This is a genomic window from Psychromonas arctica (assembly GCF_038155225.1).
In the GTDB taxonomy this organism is placed as follows: domain Bacteria; phylum Pseudomonadota; class Gammaproteobacteria; order Enterobacterales; family Psychromonadaceae; genus Psychromonas; species Psychromonas arctica_B.
Genome location: NZ_JBAKBA010000052.1, coordinates 1 through 20,312 on the forward strand (window position 1 = coordinate 1; position 20,312 = coordinate 20,312).

Annotated in this window: 13 protein-coding genes; 2 read left to right on the top strand and 11 right to left on the bottom strand. The window is 36.8% G+C overall.

Annotated features, from left to right (window positions below; genetic code table 11):
• Positions 1-326: 326 nt before the first annotated feature.
• Entirely contained in the window at positions 327-1,751 is a 1,425-nt protein-coding gene (gene gltX / locus V6255_RS16235) for a glutamate--tRNA ligase (protein WP_341629091.1), read from the top strand.
• Between the two features lie 170 nt (positions 1,752-1,921).
• On the opposite strand, the gene V6255_RS16240 is transcribed toward gltX, so the two are convergent.
• Entirely contained in the window at positions 1,922-2,563 is a 642-nt protein-coding gene (locus V6255_RS16240; protein ID WP_341629092.1) for a DsbA family protein, read from the bottom strand.
• Between the two features lie 203 nt (positions 2,564-2,766).
• On the opposite strand from V6255_RS16240, the gene V6255_RS16245 reads away from it, so the two are divergent.
• Complete coding sequence (locus V6255_RS16245) at positions 2,767-3,363, top strand: thymidine kinase (RefSeq protein WP_341629093.1); 597 nt, start codon at positions 2,767-2,769, stop codon at positions 3,361-3,363.
• A 139-nt stretch (positions 3,364-3,502) separates the two neighbouring features.
• Here the strand turns inward: V6255_RS16245 and V6255_RS16250 are convergent, their stop codons facing one another.
• The 10 genes from V6255_RS16250 to recB form a co-directional block, all read right to left on the bottom strand.
• Entirely contained in the window at positions 3,503-5,401 is a 1,899-nt protein-coding gene (locus V6255_RS16250) for a SurA N-terminal domain-containing protein (RefSeq protein ID WP_341629094.1), read from the bottom strand.
• A gap of 78 nt (positions 5,402-5,479) precedes the next feature.
• The gene (locus V6255_RS16255) at positions 5,480-5,755 is read right to left on the bottom strand and encodes an HU family DNA-binding protein (protein ID WP_025565236.1); all 276 of its coding nucleotides are present in this window, start codon (positions 5,753-5,755) and stop codon (positions 5,480-5,482) included.
• Between the two features lie 153 nt (positions 5,756-5,908).
• Positions 5,909-8,266: an endopeptidase La gene (gene lon / locus V6255_RS16260; protein ID WP_341629095.1), complete on the bottom strand. Its 2,358-nt coding sequence runs from the start codon at positions 8,264-8,266 to the stop codon at positions 5,909-5,911.
• A gap of 186 nt (positions 8,267-8,452) precedes the next feature.
• On the bottom strand, positions 8,453-9,745 hold the full coding sequence (clpX, locus tag V6255_RS16265) for an ATP-dependent protease ATP-binding subunit ClpX (RefSeq protein ID WP_341629096.1): 1,293 nt from the start codon (positions 9,743-9,745) through the stop codon (positions 8,453-8,455).
• An 18-nt stretch (positions 9,746-9,763) separates the two neighbouring features.
• On the bottom strand, positions 9,764-10,387 hold the full coding sequence (gene clpP / locus V6255_RS16270) for an ATP-dependent Clp endopeptidase proteolytic subunit ClpP (protein ID WP_298940054.1): 624 nt from the start codon (positions 10,385-10,387) through the stop codon (positions 9,764-9,766).
• 114 nt (positions 10,388-10,501) lie between these two features.
• The gene (gene tig, locus V6255_RS16275) at positions 10,502-11,809 is read right to left on the bottom strand and encodes a trigger factor (RefSeq protein WP_341629097.1); all 1,308 of its coding nucleotides are present in this window, start codon (positions 11,807-11,809) and stop codon (positions 10,502-10,504) included.
• A gap of 888 nt (positions 11,810-12,697) precedes the next feature.
• Positions 12,698-13,321, bottom strand: a complete 624-nt coding sequence (locus V6255_RS16280) for a MarC family protein (RefSeq protein WP_160062592.1) — start codon at positions 13,319-13,321, stop codon at positions 12,698-12,700.
• A gap of 372 nt (positions 13,322-13,693) precedes the next feature.
• The gene (gene ybaK / locus V6255_RS16285; RefSeq protein WP_341629098.1) at positions 13,694-14,155 is read right to left on the bottom strand and encodes a Cys-tRNA(Pro) deacylase; all 462 of its coding nucleotides are present in this window, start codon (positions 14,153-14,155) and stop codon (positions 13,694-13,696) included.
• 91 nt (positions 14,156-14,246) lie between these two features.
• Positions 14,247-16,397, bottom strand: a complete 2,151-nt coding sequence (gene recD, locus V6255_RS16290; protein ID WP_341629099.1) for an exodeoxyribonuclease V subunit alpha — start codon at positions 16,395-16,397, stop codon at positions 14,247-14,249.
• A complete protein-coding gene (gene recB / locus V6255_RS16295) occupies positions 16,394-20,311 on the bottom strand; it encodes an exodeoxyribonuclease V subunit beta (RefSeq protein WP_341629100.1) in 3,918 nt (1,305 codons plus the stop codon). Before recB ends, recD begins: the two co-directional genes overlap by 4 nt.
• Between the last annotated feature and the right edge of the window lies 1 nt (position 20,312).

The window sequence follows — 20,312 nt, forward strand, 5'->3', positions numbered from 1 at the left end:
CCAGTGACCCTCGCCTTGTAAGGGCGATGCTCTCCCAACTGAGCTAATCGCCCATATTACTATTTACTAACAAAAACATTAAATCGAATGCCGTTGTTTGTGGGGCGTATTATAGGGATCGACTTTTTTCAGTCAAGCCATTTTTGAATAAAATTGTTGTTTTTTGTTTAACTGCTCAAAGGGTAAACAATAAATGCTTATTATTTAAGATTTCATACCTTTTATGAAGCAAATACGGCTTCTCGATAAATAGTTAATGTAATTAGATGGGGTTTCGTTAAAATACGGACACTATTCTTCAAGCCGTATTATAAGGAAGCTATTTAATGACAGTTAAAACACGTTTTGCCCCTAGCCCAACTGGCTATTTACACGTTGGTGGTGCACGTACTGCACTATATTCATGGTTACATGCTAAAAGTAAAGGTGGTCAATTCGTTTTACGTATTGAAGATACCGATATCGAACGTTCTACTCAAGAAGCGGTTGATGCAATATTAGAAGGTATGAAGTGGTTAGGATTAGATTGGGATGAAGGTCCATACTACCAAACTAAGCGTTTCGATCGTTATAATGAAATGGTTGATAAATTATTAGCAGAAGATAAAGCTTATAAGTGTTATGCACCAAAAACACTACTTGATGAAATTCGTGCTGAACAAGAAGCGAATAAAGAGATGGCGCGTTACGATGCAAACCATCCTAAAATTGTTGCCGTTAATGAAGCAGCAACAGAAGATCAAGCTTGCGTAATTCGTTTCCGTAACCCAAAACAAGGCAGTGTTGTTTTTGTTGATGAGATCCGCGGTAAAATCGAAATAGCTAACGAACAATTAGATGATCTGATCATTCGTCGTAGTGACGGCTCTCCTACTTATAATTTCTGTGTTGTTGTAGATGACTGGGATATGGGCATTACTAATGTTGTGCGTGGTGAAGATCACATCAACAATACACCACGCCAAATCAATATCTATGAAGCATTAGGCGCACCAATTCCCTCTTTTGCACATTGTTCAATGATTTTGGGTGATGATGGTGCAAAACTATCTAAACGTCACGGCGCTGTTTCGGTAATGCAATATCGTGATGAAGGTTACTTACCAAACGCATTAAATAACTACTTAGTACGTTTAGGTTGGTCACATGGCGACCAAGAAGTATTTTCAGAACAAGAAATGATTGACCTATTCAAATTAGAGAATGTTAGCAAATCAGCTTCTGCATTTAACACTGAAAAACTATTATGGTTAAATAACCATTACATCAAAACATCAGATCCAGAATACGTTGCAGGCTATTTACAATGGCACATGGATCAACAAAATATCGATATCACTAATGGTCCAGCGTTAACAGAAGTTGTAACGGCATTAGCTGAACGCGCTAAAACATTAATTGAGTTAGCCACTTCTAGTCGTTACTTCTATGAAGAATACGAAGAATTTGATGCAACAGCAGCGAAAAAACATTTACGTCCAGTAGCGAAAGAAGCATTAGTATTAGTACAAAGTAAACTACAAGCAACTGATGATTGGTCAATTGAAAACTTACATCAAGTAATTGAAGATACAGCAACTGAATTAGAAGTAGGCATGGGTAAAGTAGGTATGCCATTACGTGTCGCTATTACAGGCGCAGGACAGTCTCCTTCACTTGACGTAACACTTGCATTAATTGGTAAAGAACGTAGCGTACAGCGCATCAAACGTGCAATTGAATTTATCGAAGCACGTGAAAATGCAGCATAGGTAACATTATTTTAGTGATATTACTATTATTTAGTGACTCTACTAAATGGTAGTAACTAAAAAGCCCAGTATGAATCGAATCTATATTCTTTTCATACTGGGCTTTTTATATTTACATTGTTGATGTATAGGCTTATCAAAGCAGAGTTATAGATCCAATCTATTCGATATTACTTTGATACCAACTGAAGCATTTCAACAATTTTAGAATAGGTTTTCTGCCAATCTAAATACTCTAATGCTAATGGTATATTTTTCCCATCAATTGACAAAACTAACGAAGGAAAGCCCTGAATAGGTAATTGTCGACTTGTATTAATTTCTTCGAACAACTGTTTATTAACCGCATCATCATCTAATTGCTGTTTAAACCAGGCTTTATTGAACCCAATGCCCTCAGCTAACTCAGCTAACACATCCGTTAAAGAAGGATTTTTTGCCTGTAAGTAATAACCTTGTTGAATAGCAAATAACATCTCTTTTTCTTTATTTTCCGTTCTTGCAATCAAACAAGCACGACAAGCTGGATACGTTGAACGCTGTGGTTTACATTCAGTCCAAAAATCAAAGTTAAATTGAGTACCTAACTGCGCATGAATATTGCGCCAGATATTTTGTAATGTTTGTTGTAAATCAGTTGGCATCACAACATCAGAATCTGGTGCTAATCCACCTAGTTGATAACGAATTTCTAATGGATGTTCTGCTGCTAGCTCAGTTAACTTAGTCGACAACTTCAGCCAGCTATCTCGGTATCCCCAACACCAGCTGCACATAGGGTCATATACGTAATATAATATAGGTTTACTCATCATTCATTCCTTAAGTATTAATCTCATGCTTAAAACAAGACCTTCCCGTTAAATTAAATTGATATAAAAACTATCTATGGGCAAGGATTAACATAAAATGCTATTTGGTAATGCTATCATAAGCTATACGCCCTACTATCCATAAAAACTTTTTTTCAATGGATACATAGGGTTATTAATGATATTGATTATAGGATCACATTTTGGCACAACTCTATTTTTATTACTCAGCAATGAATGCAGGTAAATCGACCTCTCTTTTACAATCATCTTATAACTATCGTGAACGCGGTATGAATACATTTGTGCTCACTGCAGCAATAGATAACCGTTCAGGTGTAGGTAAAGTGTCATCACGTATTGGTATTGAAAGTGATGCACATATTTTCTCAGACACAGACGATTTAGCAGAAATGATTGGCAACATTCATCAACAACAAAAACAACACTGTATCCTAATTGATGAATCACAATTTTTAAGTAAACAGCAAGTTAGGCAGTTAACTTACGTAGTTGATATACTCGGTATTCCAGTCTTATGTTACGGTATTAAAACTGATTTCCAAGGTGAACTTTTCCCTGGTAGCCAATATTTACTTGCTTGGGCTGATAAATTAGTAGAGTTAAAAACAATTTGTCACTGTGGGCGTAAAGCAAATATGATATTGCGTATGGATGAAAATGGTCAAGCGATACAGGAAGGCGCACAAGTTGAGATTGGTGGTAATGAAACCTATGTTTCTGTCTGCCGTAAACACTTCCGTAAAGTCTTCTGGGATAGTGAAGAAGAACTCCGATAAAACATGCTAATCAAACTTTAAGCCTTTTTCTATTACAACTATCCAGCTAAAACCTCTAAGTTTAAAGATCACAAAAATAAACATAAAAAAAGCGGCTCAATGAGCCGCTTAATAAATTTACACTTATTACCTACTTTAACTAATTACCAACATTATATTCAATGTCTGCATTTGCTAATAGGTTAGTAACCAATGCTTGATAAGTTGCTTCAGAAGTACTGCGCTCTAACATTGTTGTTAATTGCGTTTTAGTTTGCTCATTCGCAGTGCTCACATCAAGTTCAATAACCTCAGACAGCTCAATCAACGCAAAATCATTTTGTGCAGTCACAACGTAATCTCGTGTTACTTTATCAGCTTCAGGTTTTGCTAATTGGAATAAACGTTGAATCACTTGTGTATCGTAATCACGACTATAACGAGCAAGCGTCAGCGGAGAAGTGAAAGAAATACCTTTATCAGCTAACTCACTATCAATTGACTCACCAGCAGCTAATTTAACCATTAAAGAATCAACAAACTGTTTTGCCGCTTCAGCTGATTTTTGTTCTTCAAGCTGTAATGTAATTTGTTCAGAAACTTCAGCTAATGGTTTAGTTGCAGCATCTTTATGATCTTTAATATGAACAACAATAGCTTGAGCATCACTCAATTCAATAACTTCAGAGTTCAAACCTTCACTACGGAAGTTTTCATCAAATACTTGATTAAGCACTTTACTATCATTCAATGCCTCTGGTGCATTGTTAACTGAAAACAAACCACTTGTTTGTATATCAACAGCAACCTCAGCAGAAGCTTCTTCTAAACTATCTGGAGATTCAAATGCAACTTCACTGAGACGTTGATATAAGTTGTCGTATAGCTCTTTAGTTTTTTCAGCTTTTAACGCAACTTCAATTTGCGACTTAACTTCGCTTAAAGGCAATGTTTCAGTTTCTTGTGCTTCAATTAATTTGATGATGTGAGAACCAAATTCTGATTTAACAATATCAGAAACAGGGTCTGCAGAAGTTAATGTGAACGCACTTTTATCAAATGCAGGATCCATCACTCCACGTTCAAACCAATCTAGCTCACCGTTGTTTTTAGCAGAATAAACATCTTCTGATTTAGTTTTCGCTAGTTCAGCGAAATCAGCACCAGCTTTAACTTCAGCTAAAATAGCTTCTGCTTTTTCTTTTGAAGCAGCTGAATCACCTTGGATGAAGATATGAGCAACTTTACGACGCTCTTGACGTTGGTAATCACTTTCATGTTGTTCGTAATAAGCTTGGATATCTGCATCGCTTACAGTGACTTCCGATGTTAATGATGCCGCATCAAGTAAAACATACTCAATATTAACTTGTTCTTCATCTTGGTATAACTCACTGTTATCGGCATAAAAAGCTTCAACTTCTTCAGGCGTTACAGCTTCACTAGTAAGAAAGTCATCGCTTTTTATATTCAAGATACGTGCAACACGTTTTTGACCTTGAAGTTTGCTTGCTTGATCGACTTCAGATGGTAAAACAAACTCACTGCCAACTAATGTTTCTAATAATTGAATGCGAACTAAGTCAGTTTTGAAGTTTTCACTAAATTGCGATGGAGATAAATTATTGTTACGTAACAAGGATAAGTATAAGTTGTTATCAAATTTACCATCAACTTGGAAATCTGGTGTGTTACGAATCGCTTCTTTTACTTGTTCATCGCCAACACGTAATCCCATTTCTGCAACAGCTTGTGCAATCAAACGTTCAGTAATTAATGTTTGTGTTGCTTGAAAACGAACCTGTTGTGCAAAATTTGGACTTGAAGCAATTAAATCAAATTGTTCGCCATATTGCTGTTGTAAGCGTGCTCTTTCATTTTGATAAGCTTGTTCAACACTTTGTTGCGAAATAGCTTCACCGTTAACAGTAACCGCAGCATTTTCAGATGTAGTCCCTAAATAACCACTCACCCCTGCTAACGCAAAAGAAAGTATGATGACAATCAAAATACTTTTAGCAACGACTCCTTGAGAGCCTTCGCGTAATCTTTCTAACATAATATTTACTCTTTAAGACTAAAAACAAAAAAGCGCATCATAGGACGCGCTTAATGCATAACGGTGCTACAAAAACGATTAAACGTTAATAGCATCTTTTAATGATTTACCAGCTTTAAATGCAGGTACTTTAGCAGCTGCGATTTGAATTGGTTCATTAGTTTGTGGGTTACGACCTGTACGAGCAGCACGTTCTTTAACTGAGAAAGCACCAAAACCGATTAGAGATACGCTGTCGCCTTCAACTAAAGCAGTAGTTACACTATCGATGAATGCATCTAATGCACGACCAGCAGCAGCTTTAGAGATATCTGCGCTTTCTGCGATGTTATCGATTAATTGTCCTTTATTCATTTGTAAATCCCCTGTCTATAATAAATTGGTGCTATTTTAATTTTGAATGGCACATAGTAAAAAACTTGAGCTAGGCTACTGCGGTATTCAAATTCAAGCAAGTAAATTTCAATAAAATTAGGTAGCTAGCCCAGATTGTATGCGATTAATCACCTATTTGTCGGTTTTTCCAACAGAAAAACCTTTAATACTATCTTGTAAGGCGATTTCTAGTACTTCATCTATCCAACGTACTGGCTTAATTTCGAGTTGGTCCTTAATATTATCAGGGATTTCCTCTAAGTCACGCGTATTTTCAAATGGAATCAATACAGTTTTAATACCGCCACGTCGCGCAGCGAGTAATTTCTCTTTCAATCCACCAATAGGTAGCACTTCACCACGTAGTGTAATTTCACCTGTCATGGCCACATCAGCACGTACAGGAATGCCCGTTAAGCTCGATATTAGGACGGTACACATTGCTGCACCGGCACTCGGTCCATCTTTAGGTGTAGCGCCCTCAGGAACGTGCACATGAATATCACGTTTCTCATGGAAGTCGCTATTGATACGCCATTCTTCTGCTTTTGCACGTACGACCGTCATTGCAGCTTGAATAGACTCTTTCATTACATCGCCTAATGAACCAGTATAAGTTAACTTACCTTTACCCGGTACAGAGGTCGCTTCGATAGTTAATAAATCACCACCAACTGATGTCCATGCAAGCCCTGTCACTTGACCCACTTGATTTGCAGAATCAGCTTTACCAAAGTCATAGCGACGAACACCTAAATAATCTTTCAAATTATCAATAGTGACATCTATTTTTTTCAGCTTTTTGTCTAATAAAATATCTTTCACTACTTTACGACAAATCTTAGAAATCTCACGTTCTAAAGCACGAACGCCAGCTTCACGCGTGTAGTAACGAACAATACCGATAATAGCGCTATCATCAATTGATATTTCAGATTCTTTTAAACCATTACGCTTAATTTGTTTACTTAATAAATGGCCATTAGCAATGTTAAGTTTTTCATCTTCTGTATAACCCGATAAATGAATCACTTCCATACGGTCTAATAATGGACCAGGAATATTCATTGAGTTTGACGTTGCAACAAACATGACGTCAGACAAATCATAATCAACTTCAAGATAATGGTCATTAAAACTGTTATTTTGTTCTGGGTCTAATACTTCTAATAAAGCAGAAGCGGGATCACCACGCATATCAGATGCCATTTTATCAATTTCATCTAATAAGAATAATGGGTTTTTAACGCCTACTTTAGTCATTTTCTGAATAAGTTTACCAGGCAATGAACCAATGTAAGTACGACGATGCCCACGGATCTCAGCTTCATCACGAACGCCACCCAATGCCATACGAACATATTTACGACCTGTAGAACGCGCGATAGATTGACCTAAAGATGTTTTACCAACACCAGGAGGGCCCACTAAACATAAGATAGGACCTTTTAGTTTATTAATACGTGTTTGAACGGCTAAATACTCTAAGATACGTTCTTTCACTTTTTCAAGACCGTAATGATCTTCGTCTAATATTTCTTGTGCTTTTGCTAAGTTCTTTTTAACAGGACTACGCTTCTTCCAAGGCACATTGACTAAGCTTTCAATATAAGTACGAATAACGCTTGCTTCTGATGACATTGGCGACATCATTTTTAACTTTTTAAGCTCAGATAATGCTTTTTCTTTCGCTTCTTCAGACATGCCAGCAGCTTCGATCTTATCGGCTAATTGATCAAGATCGCTTTGCCCTTCTTCGCTATCACCTAACTCTTTTTGAATCGCTTTCATTTGCTCGTTAAGGTAATACTCACGTTGGCTGCGTTCCATCTGCTTTTTAACACGGCTACGAATGCGCTTTTCAACTTTTAGAATATCTTCTTCATTTTCCATCATACCCATCAGGTATTCAAAACGTTCTGTAACATTCGTAAGTTCTAGTGCCGTTTGTTTATCTTCTAAACTTAATGGCATATGTGCAGCAATCGTATCCGCAAGACGTTCTGGTTCATCGATACCATTAACCGAGGCAAGTACTTCAGGTGGAATCTTTTTATTAAGTTTAATATAAGATTCAAACTGCCCTAATACACTTCGAATAAGTGCTTCTTCTTCTTTATCATCAACGGCCTCACTTTCTAACAGCTCAATCTCTGAAAAGAAGTACTCTTCGTTTTCGATATTACGAATAATGTTCGCACGTTGTACACCTTCAACTAATACTTTTACAGTACCGTCAGGTAGTTTTAATAGTTGTAAAATATTAGCAACTGTACCAACCGTGTATAAATCTTCTATTTTAGGATCGTCTAAAGAAGCTTCAGTTTGTGCAACTAATAATACTTTTTTACCCTGCTCCATCGCAGCTTCTAGGCAGCTAATAGATTTTTTTCTGCCAACAAATAATGGAATAACCATATGCGGATAAACGACAACATCACGAAGTGGTAAGACAGGTAACGTCAACAGTTGATCTGTTTCTAATTTCATATTGTCTCCGGAAAAGAATTGAAAATTAATTCATTAATAGTCATCAGTCTTTAAACTTCATTAATTAACTGATGATACAAATATTTTAAGTTAGTTTAATACTGGGGATGCTTTGTTTTTTTTCAAGTATTTAAACAAAAAAAGAGAGCATAAAGCTCTCTTTTTTATTATATAACGATTAATTGCTTATTTATCAGACGATACGAGTTTATTTTCTTCTTCTGAATAAATTAACAATGGCGATGCGTCACCTAAAATAACATTCTCATCAACCACTACTTTGCTTACATTTTCAACAGAAGGTAAGTCATACATCGTGTCTAGCAAGACAGCTTCAACAATAGAACGTAAACCACGCGCACCGGTTTTACGACTCATTGCTTTCTTAGCCATCGCCGTTAATGCTTCTGGGCGGAACTCAAGTTCTACATCTTCTAAGCCAAATAAAGCAGCATATTGTTTAGTAATTGCATTTTTAGGTGCAGTTAAAATTTCAACTAATGCTTCTTCATCTAATTCAGTTAATGTTGCAACAACAGGCAAACGACCAATAAATTCAGGAATCAAACCGTATTTTGCTAAATCTTGAGGTTCAACTTTCTTGAACGTATCGCTCAACGAATCTTTGTTGTCTTTATCTTTAACCGTTGCGCCAAAACCAATACCAGCACCCGTGTCAATACGTTGTTCAATAATGCTATCTAAACCAGAGAAAGCACCACCACAGATAAATAATATCTTAGACGTATCAACTTGAATAAACTCTTGGTTTGGATGCTTACGCCCACCTTGTGGCGGAATAGAAGCAACGGTACCTTCAATGAGTTTTAGTAAAGCTTGTTGAACACCTTCACCAGATACATCACGTGTAATTGATGGATTCTCAGATTTACGCGTAATTTTATCGATTTCATCAATATAGATGATACCGCGTTGCGCTTTCTCAGGATCGTAATCACATTTCTGTAATAGTTTCTGAATAATATTTTCAACATCTTCACCAACATAACCCGCTTCAGTCAATGTTGTTGCATCAGCCATAGTGAAAGGTACATCTAATAACCTTGCCATGGTTTCAGCAAGTAATGTTTTACCACTACCCGTTGGACCAATTAACAAAATGTTAGATTTACTTAATTCAACACCATCTGCAACATCACCATGCTTCAAACGTTTATAGTGATTATAAACAGCCACAGATAGCACTTTTTTCGCTAAATCTTGGCCGATAACATAATCATCTAATGAAGCACGAATCTCATGTGGTGTAGGTAATTTTTTCTTGCTGTTATTCGTTTCAACAGTACTTGTAAGCTCTGCAATTTCTTCTTTAATGATGTCATCACAAAGATCAACACACTCGTTACAAATATAGACAGAAGGTCCTGCAATTAGCTTTTTAACTTCATGCTGACTTTTACCACAGAACGAACAATACAATAGGCTGTTATCAGCATCATTGTTGTTTTTATCCGACATAATTATCGATATCCTTAATTATATTCTACGAGTCAATACTGAGTCGACAATACCATAATCAACCGCTTCTTGAGCACGCATAAAGTTATCACGGTCTGTATCACGTGCAATAACTTCAATATCTTTACCCGTATGGAATGCTAATAATTCATTCATACGCTGTTTTGTTGCAATAATTTCTTTAGCATGGATTTCAAAATCAGACGCTTGACCTTGGAAACCACCTAATGGTTGGTGAATCATAACCTTAGCATTAGGTAAAACGTGACGCTTACCTTCTGCACCACTTGCTAATAAGAATGCGCCCATACTTGCCGCCATTCCCATACAGATAGTGCTTACATCAGGTTTAATAAACTGCATAGTATCGTAAATTGCCATACCAGCACTAATTGAACCACCTGGAGAATTAATATAAATATAAATATCTTTTTCTGTGCTTTCTGACTCTAAGAACAATAATTGCGCCGATATCAGATTCGCCATGTGATCTTCAACAGGACCCGTTAAAAAGATAACACGCTCTTTTAGTAGTCGAGAATAGATATCATATGAACGCTCACCTTTTGCTGTTTGTTCAACAACCATAGGGATAAGCGCGTTACTGATTTGTTCCGTATTTCCAGCAAATGGGTTGGTCATATTCCATCCTAATTATTTGTTTTTATTATATGTACTAAAAATGAAAATGGCCCGAGTGAAATCACTCGAGCCATTAAAATGCATAACCAATTGAATTAATAGTTTAATAAACTATTAAGCAGCAGGTTTATTCATCACTTCGTCGAAAGATTTGTTCACTTCAGTTACTTTAGCTTTTTCAATGATAAAATCAACTGCTTGCTCTTCTAATGCAACATTTTCCATGTTTTGCATTAGCTCTTTGTTGTTTTTGTAGTACTCAACAACTTCAGCAGGATTTTCGTAAGCAGAAGCCGCATTTTCAATTAGAGAAGCAACTTTATCTTGGTCAACTTTTAATTCGTTAACTTTAATTACTTCACCTAGTAAAAGACCTACTTTAACGCGCTTTTCAGCTTGTTCAGTAAATAATTCAGCAGGTAATTCTGGTAAGTTATTTGGATCCATTTGCTTACCGTAACGTTCCATAGCTTGTTTACGTAAAACGTTAACTTCGCCATCTACCAATGCTTTAGGCACTTCGATTTCGTTATTTTCAACTAATGCAGTTAATACGTTGTCTTTCGCAGTATTTTTCAATACTTGGTCAAGTTCACGTTGCATGTTTTTCTTAACGTCTTCTTTAAGTGCTGCTAAATCACCGCTTTCAACGCCGAATTTTTTAACAAATTCTTCAGTTAACTCAGGTAAGATTTGCTCTTCAACTTTCGTTAAGTTGATTCTAAACTGTGCAACTTTACCTTTCAATTCTTCTGCATGGTAATCTTCAGGGAAAGTTACATCGATGTTGAACTCTTCACCTGCTTTTTTACCAACGATGCCTGTTTCAAAACCAGGAATCATACGCTCACTACCTAGTACGATTTGGAAATCTTCAGCTTTACCGCCTTCGAAAACTTCACCGTCGATAGAACCTTCAAAATCAACCGTTACTTGGTCATCATTTTTTGAGTCACGTGCTACGTCTTTCCATTCAGCGTGTTGCTTTTGTAGTGTAACTAACATGTTATCTAAGTCAGCATCTTCAATTGTTGTTGCAACAGTATCTACAGCTAAAGAGTCTAATGCTGTTAATGCTACTTCTGGGTAAACTTCAAATGTTGCAGTGAAAACGAAATCTTCACCTTTCTTGCGAGCAAGAGGAGCAACAGCAGGCGCACCAGCTGGGTTTAATTTTTCAGCTACGATTGCTTCGTAAAAGTTGCGTTGCATGATTTCGCCGCCAACTTCTTGTTCAACAGCAGCACCAAAACGCTTCGCTATAACTGATGCAGGTACTTTACCAGGACGGAAGCCATCAACACGTTGTGTTTTAGATAGATGACGTAGACGAGCATCAAATTCTTTATCAAATGCTTCAGCGGCAACAGTAATTGTTAATACGCGCTCTAGACCTTGTGTAGATTCAACAGAAACTTGCATTTTATTTCCTTTATCTTTTACGTTAAAAATTGTTTTTACTGATAAAAAGTGTTGTTTTTTTCGTTCACTTTCATCACTAAGGTGTATTTGCTTGGACTACCGCATTATAAAAATGACACCTTAATTAAAAATTAGTTTGTAATTTCTATGGTGAAATTTAAGACGCGCCATTATAGACACTGTTATAGCGTTAGTCGATAGGCAGTCCGTAGGAAAAACGACATGCAAGCTCTATTTTTGTAGATCCGTCTCTATTTCGTACAATTAACGTTTAATTTTTAACAAAAATAAACGCGATTATTTCATTAACCATAATCGCATTGGTTGATAATTAAACGATTTTTATTTAAGAATGAAATGCTAAAGTAAAAAAAAGTAATAAAGTATTAAACAAAAATGACTATAAAGCACACAAAATGGCTTGAGCTTTAGTAGATAAGTAAATATCAAAATGTTTATGCTAAAAGGTAACAACAAACAGTGACATAACATTAATGGCAGATTGTTTGTTTTAATAAGGCTATTGTAGATTGGATACTTATGTAGGTGCATTTATATATACCCGTTACCATTCAATAATCAATAATCAATAATCAATAATTAATAAAGTGAGCAGATGACAGGCAAAAAGTAAAAGATCTAACGGGTTAAATTGACACTTTCTAACAACGAAGATGTTTATTTCACTGCTTTTCCTCTGGTCCGTTAGCTTAAAAACCAACATTGCGTTGCAACCTTTGATAAGAACTAGTCATTATCATCAAGTTGCGCCTTGATTTGGAGTGCAAGTTAACGACTGAACAAAGCACCATGAACGCTAACGGGTATATTATGAAAAATAATCACTAGTGTGGTTTTATAAACACCAGTGATGTCATTAATTGCTATTTAGTGAAGTAATAGCGACTCAACAAAAAAGCCTTGAATGCCTGAGAATACAATTTGTGCACCAATAGCCGATACGAATAAACCTGTTATTTTTGGTAATACTTCTAAACCCTGCTGACCAAGTAGACGTTGTATTTTACTTGAAAACAGTAAAACAATAGCTAATGAGGCAACAGCAGCAAACAATGATAAACAAACAATCACCGTATCCATCACACCGTTTAATTCTGCTCCCATTACCATTAAAATACCAATTAAGCCTGGACCAACAGTGACGGGAATGGCCAACGGCACTATCGCAAAGTCAGCGCTACGCTTAATAGTGTTTTCAGGGCCTTCTGGCACTTCGGTTCCGCCTTTAATCATTTCCAATGCACTTAAAAATAATACAGTACCGGCGCCGATTTTAAATGCATCTAAAGTAATACCAAATAAGCTGAAAATATACTGCCCAAAAACAAGAAAAACTAAGCTAATAATCACCACAGTCACGCTCAATTTTAAAATCACTTTCTTCTTTTCAGATGAACTTAATTTTTTGCCTAAGATCAGGAAAACAGACAACACAAAAAAGGGTGTCATCATAAAGAATAGTTTTAAATATAAGGTAAAAAAGTGTTCCATTTGCAATCTCATTAACAGTATAAAAGTGGCTTAAATTCACGACTAGGAATTTTCAGCGCGATGCTAACACAGAGTGATTTATAAGATCTGAACTATTTTACAAAAAACTAATTTTCGATGATCGGTTTATGATTAAAATCATAAAAAAACCACCACTTTGGTATTTAAACAACTGATATAAAATAAATATAGAGGGACTTTAATAAATAAAATTTAAAATATTTTATTTCGATATAACAATCACCATTAAAACACTTTGATTCAGATAATAAGTGCACAACTTAAAATAACTAAATGTCAGTATTTCAATTGCCAAAACGACATAAAGACTAATTGAAATTTTTTACTATGTTTTATTACTATCTTTTATTGCTATGTTAAAGCAACAAACTCAGCAGATAATATATCAGCAAGGTCTTGCGCTTTTAATTGTATTTCCAAGCCTCTTTTACCCGCGCTGACATAAATGTCTGGATGGTCCGTTGCCGTACTATCAATCAAGGTTGTTAAGCGCTTCTTTTGCCCTAACGGACTCACGCCACCTAAAACATAACCTGAAGAGCGTAACACATCATTTTTATCAGCCATTTGTGCTTTTTTGCCTTTCAAAGCCGATGCGACAGCTTTCAAATTTAACTGCTCCGTAACAGGTAAAACCGCCACGACTAACTGCTTATCAACTTCAACCACTAAAGTTTTAAACACTTGCTCTGCATCGACATTCATTTTCTCAGCAGCTTCTAAACCATAAGATGCATGCTTTTTATCATGTTTATATTGATGAACCTTAAATGTGATTTTATGTTTTTCAGCTACTTTAATCGCAGGTGTCATAATCTGTATTTACCTTTATTTTAAATCTACTTTCATTTACCTAATGAACGACTGTTTAATGCTTATCAAAAAACAGTTTCACTTGAGCCGCTTAATGCAAAGTTAAACGCTCTGTTAAACGACTGTTTCGACTTGCTCTATTCCTGACCGAACTTGCAACCAATGATAAGTCAGCGATTAGTGTTAACTGCTTTTTAGCTCGCGTAATACCAGTATAAATTAGCTCTCTATTCATCACTGGTAACGCATAATCAGGTAATGCTAATAACGTATGTTTAAACTCAGATCCTTGGCTTTTATGCACGGTCATCGCGAATACGGTTTGATTCGCCGGTAATCGGCTAGGTTGAAAATCAGCGACTGAGCCATCAGGCATCACAAAATACACTCTTAATTGACCTGTTAGATCTTGTAAACACAAGCCAATATCACCATTAAACAACCCAAGGTGATAACTATTTTCAGTCACCATCACCGGGCGTCCAATATACCAAGTTTGTGTTTGGTCGAATCGTCGTGCTAGCAAGCCTGCTTTTTGTAATATCTTTTCACAACGATGATTTAAATTATCAACGCCCCACTCTTGCTCTCGAGTCGCACATAATATTTTAAAATCATTAAATTGTTGTAGCAATTGTTTTGCACGTTCTCGGTTATCCTCATTAATCACAGGTAAATCTGATAAATAAGGTCCATAACCATCAATGACTAATTGCTCAAAGGTAACTTCACTTTCTGCATCATTTAAGTAATGGCTTAAATCATCATACTTAGCACACAAAGCAGCTAATTTAGCCGCGGTTACGCCGCCTTTATTAATAGCAGAAGCTAAATAACCAATGCCTGAAAACTGATCAAAACGATAACTTTTTTGTAATAAGCATAAATTATCAGACATACTCACTTGCGTATGCTTTGCTTGGTCTAGTAAACAATCAAACCCTGTTAAGTCGACTAATTGCTGCGCTTTTTGCTGACTATAACCAGATTCAATAAACGAACAGATATCGCCCAATACCGCACCCGCTTCAACAGAGGCTAATTGATCTTTATCGCCTAGCAATATTAAACGCGCATGATCGGGCAACGCACTTAATAGTTTGGCCATTAGCGGTAAATCAACCATTGACGCTTCATCCACCAGCAGGAGATCTAACACTAACTTGTTATGTTCATTGTGACGGAAATGCGCACTGTTATTTCGAACACCTAATAATCGATGAATGGTACTCGCATCAGTAGGAATATGTTGTGCAACGACCTTATCTAAAGACAAATCAGTTAACGCATTGGTAATCGATTCCGTTAAACGTGCCGCCGCTTTACCCGTCGGGGCAACCATTTTAATAATCAAGTCAGGTTGCGAATGTAATAAGAGCGCTAATAACTTAACAACGGTTGTGGTTTTACCAGTACCGGGACCACCAGAAATAACACAACGAGCAGAAGTTAGCGCTAAAGCTGCACTTATTTTTTGCCAATCACACCGAACATTATTAGTAATCATAGACGCTAATGGCGCTAATTCATCAGCTGATGTTGTATTGTTGAACACTGCTTGTACCGATGGCCAATCCACCGCTGCATTATTGATAACGTCTAAATACTTTTCACATAAAATTTGTACTGATTGAGTAGTATCATTTTGCCATGCTTGCCATAAATACTGATATTGTGGTTTGAATAGTAACTCTAAGTATTCTTTACTTTCATCACTTACTTGCACTGCGATAGGTTGTAATAATTTATCTGAAATGAGTTGTTCAAATTCAGCATAACGCGCCATAAATAAAGCATTATATTGCAAGCGTAAAGGCGCATCGTCACCACAACAGAGGCTTTCATTTAATACAGCATGTGTTTGTTGAGGTTCATGAAAAATACAGGAGATTTGCAAACGTTCGCTTTCAGCTTGTGAATCTAACCCTAGTTGCAAACAATGTTGATGGAATAGATTACCTATTTTATCGATGGGTAAACAAATATGCCCACCACCAAGCTGTTGACTGACCAATGCCGATGCTAATTGCATTAAGTTATCCGCGCCTAATTGCGCCATAAACTTCGCAAAATGAAAATCTATAGGACGAATTTGTTGATTTAACTGCCATTGTTTTAACAGCGCTAACATATCCACTGTATTAACCGCGTTGCTGACAACGTCACTTTTAACATTGCTTACAACAGCACTTTCAATGTCACTTATACCTTCATTTAGAACGTTATTTTTATTATCACTCATGACAAATCCTCTAACAATTGTTGCGCACTTAATTCGCCACTTAATAACTTATCTAATTGTTCAATTAACTCAAAAGCAGGTTTAATAAAATAAGATCCCGCATTTTCTTCACCTTGCATACCACGTAAGAAGGTATAGAACACGCCACCGATATGCGTTTCATAATCGTAATCCTCTAAGCGTGATTTTAATAAACGGTGTAATGCCAGTGTGTACAGTTGATATTGGAAATCATACCGATGCTCAATGATCGCCTCTGCCATCGCATCGTCATTGTAATCTTGCAAGCTATCGCCTAAGTAATTTGATTTATAATCCAATACAAAATATTGCCCTTCATACTCAAAAGTTAAATCGATAAAACCTTTTAACATTCCCTGCACTTGATTGAACTGCAATAAGCCTGCACGCGCTGATAATGGGTCATAATGCATGATCAACTTATTAATAGAGGACGCTTCAATCGGTTGCATCGGAATAAAGAACTGCATCTCTACTTTCTTTTGCTGCTCCGTTAATGACGATAACGTTAATTCAGGGTATTCACTCGCCACTAAACGATGATCTAAAATATGCGTTATCCATTGGCTAACAATCGGCGCCCACTCTTCTACAGGTTCATAATTATTAATAGTTAAACGTTCTGTTAACCACGGAATTAATTTCTCTGACGGGCTATCTTGAAAATCGATTTCTTCAAATAGCTCATGTAAGAATGTTCCGTGTTTAGCGCCTCTCGGAAAGTTAAACACATTATAAGCTGAGGCTTCTGTTTGTGGGTCTTGAGGCAAGCCCGATGGCGAAGCAGCTAAAGGTAAGGAGCTTGCTAAAGATGGCTGAGATAAAATATCACCCGTTGCTTTGACACTTTCCTGTGGAATTTTCTTAGTGTTTTTATCTTCAATAGTAGGCGCGCTGTGGAATCGAGATAAAGCTGAGTAACTTGTTACCCACCAGTTTTTCTCGATCGCCCCTGTAAACTGCCTAGGAGCAATTAATTGTTCAGGAGACTGACTCAACGCTTGGTAGGTTTCAGTCATTAACGTTGGCGCATTACGTAACCCGATATTTTCTGACATATCGCAGACGCTTTGTAATAAACGTTTTAAATTTTGGTCATCACCTGCTTGTAGCTCTTCACCCGCTTTAATAGATAAATAACCCAATGCACTTTTAGTGAGTGGCGTCGCTTTAGAGCGCCCTTTCTTATACGGCCCAATCCCTAAGTAACAACGATACACACTGCGCGTTAAACCAACGTATAACAGACGAATATCTTCCGCTAAAAGTTCTTTAGCCGTCAGCTCTTTATTCGCATCGTCCGCCTCTAAATCAAATACCAAACGTTGTTGGCTATCATGGAATAAACATTCTTTAGGTTCACGATATAAACCACTAAATGGAATAAACACAATATCGTATTCTAACCCTTTGGATTTATGTAGCGTACTCACCTGTACTAATTCTTTTTCACTTTCTAAACGTTGTTTCTGTTCGCCTTGCTCGTTTTTAGCATTACTAATTTGCTCACTGAACCAACGTAATAAAGCAAATGAACCTTCATAGACCATGCTATTTTTTTGTAATAACTCAGCAAGGTGTAATAAATCCGTTAAAGCACGCTCACCTTGGTTTTGTGCTAATAATTTGGCGCTAATACCTTGCTCATGAAAACACTGCTGTAACATCACTAATATACCGCTGTCTTCCCACACGGTTTTGTAACGAGCAAAATCAGCAATTTTAGATTCCCAACTGGCGGTATCAGAAAAAGTACGATGAATTTGATAAGGCGTAAGCGAGAACAACTTACAAGCAATGGCTGAACGCAAATAACGTTCGTTGCTTGGATGCAAACAAGCGCTTAATAAGCGTAATAAATCTTGGGCTAAAGTACTGGCAAACACACTTTCTTTTAGTGACAAATACACACTGTTAATGTTTTCTTCTAACAAGGCTTTACGAATAATATTCGCTTCATTACCGGTACGCACTAACACCGAAATATTGTTCGCTAAAATAGGCGATTTATGACCGTCACTATCTTCTAAATAAGCTTGGTTTTGCTGTGCTAACAACAATAACGCTTTAATCTCATTGACTGCAGCTTGTGCACTCGCATATCTAAATGCATCACTGCTTAACCCGCCATTAATATGCAAAAACTGTAACGCAGTTTGTTGATCATCATCGGGATTATTAACCACCAGCTTTTTACGTTTTATCGGTGGCGCTTTTACAGGGAAAAAAGGAATATCTTGATCGTAAATAAATGGCGCCGTTTTATGATTAAAGAATCCATTCACCGCATCAATCATTTCTGCACTAGAGCGATAGTTATTATCTAAACTGTAATGCGCAGTCACAGCATTACGCGCTTTCATATAAGTGAAGATATCTGCACCACGGAAACTATAAATCGCCTGCTTAGGATCGCCAATCATGAACAAACCGGATTGATTAAACAACGGTAGTTCGCCGTTAGCATGCTCATTTGAACTAGCATCTTCACCAAGACCTGTGCCACTGCCTTCAACATAACTGGCATCAGCATAAATCGTATCAAAAATACGGTATTGTACTGGGTCGGTATCTTGGAATTCATCTATCAAAGCAATGGGATATTGTTGTTTTATTTGCTTGCCCAGGTGCCCTTCTGCAGACACTTGTAAGGCATGATCTAAACGCGTTAATAAATCATCAAACCCTAATAGCATGTGCTGCTGTTTAGTGGTTTGTAAGTTATCTTTTATCCAATGCGTTGCTTTAATCAATAAGGTATTTTTGATTGAGATATCTTGCTTAAGCAAAGCTTCAATTAACACAAAGGTCGCATGTGTGGGTGCTTCACCTTTTTTGGTTTTAGTGTGTAACTCTTCCTGTGAAAATTTAACTAAGTTTTTAGGCAAGGTTAAATCTAAACTATCTGACACAGCCCAAGCACTCACTTGCTCAAACCAATTAGGTAAATTCTTTTTACTGTAACTGCGTTTATCAACACCGGAATGCGTAATGATATCTTGATAATCATCTTTATCAGCATTCCAAGCTTGTTTAACCTCGGCAATTACATTTAAGCTTTTTTCATATTTACTTTTAAAATCAAAATCAGTAATCGCAGGAATAAAGGTTAAATCATTACGTGGCAACCATTGCTGTAACTCAGATTTAAGCGCTTCAGGGTGCGCCCAATAACTATAAATAACTTCAGTTAACGGTGTAGAGAGTTGGTAAAAATGTGCTCGCCAAAAATCATTACATGCTTGGCTTAAAATATCAGAGTCATCTTCTAATAACGTCTGTTGAAATAAACTGCCCGATTCAAAGGCATTTTGCTGCAACATACGCTGACAAAAACCATGAATCGTAAAGATAGACGCTTCGTCCATTTGCAACTCAGCAAAACGTAACAAACGAATATCATGCTCAATACTGATGCTGTCTTCAATTAACTGCTGGCAGTAATCATCCTTACTTGAACCAGCAATAAAAGCTAAACGGGTTTCACGAATACGTTCACGTATACGACTTCTTAATTCCGCGGTTGCCGCTTCAGTGAAGGTCACCACTAATATTTTATCAACAGTTAATGGGCAATGATGTGCTGTTTGCTTTGCTTTATTTTCATCAGATTGATCATGATCTAACTCTTGTTTACCATGTCCTAACTCTTGCTTACCATGTCCTAATAAGAGACGAATAAACAAGCTGGCAATAGTATAGGTTTTCCCTGTGCCTGCAGATGCTTCAATTAAGCGACGCCCAAACAAGGGGAAGGTCAACGCTTCTAAAGGCGTAACCGAAATATGACTACTGCTCTCAGTTAAATTACCGCTAACATCAACACCTGTGCTTTCACTTCCACTACTAGCAGCATCAAGGCTAAGATCGAGGTTTAGATTATATTCACTCATG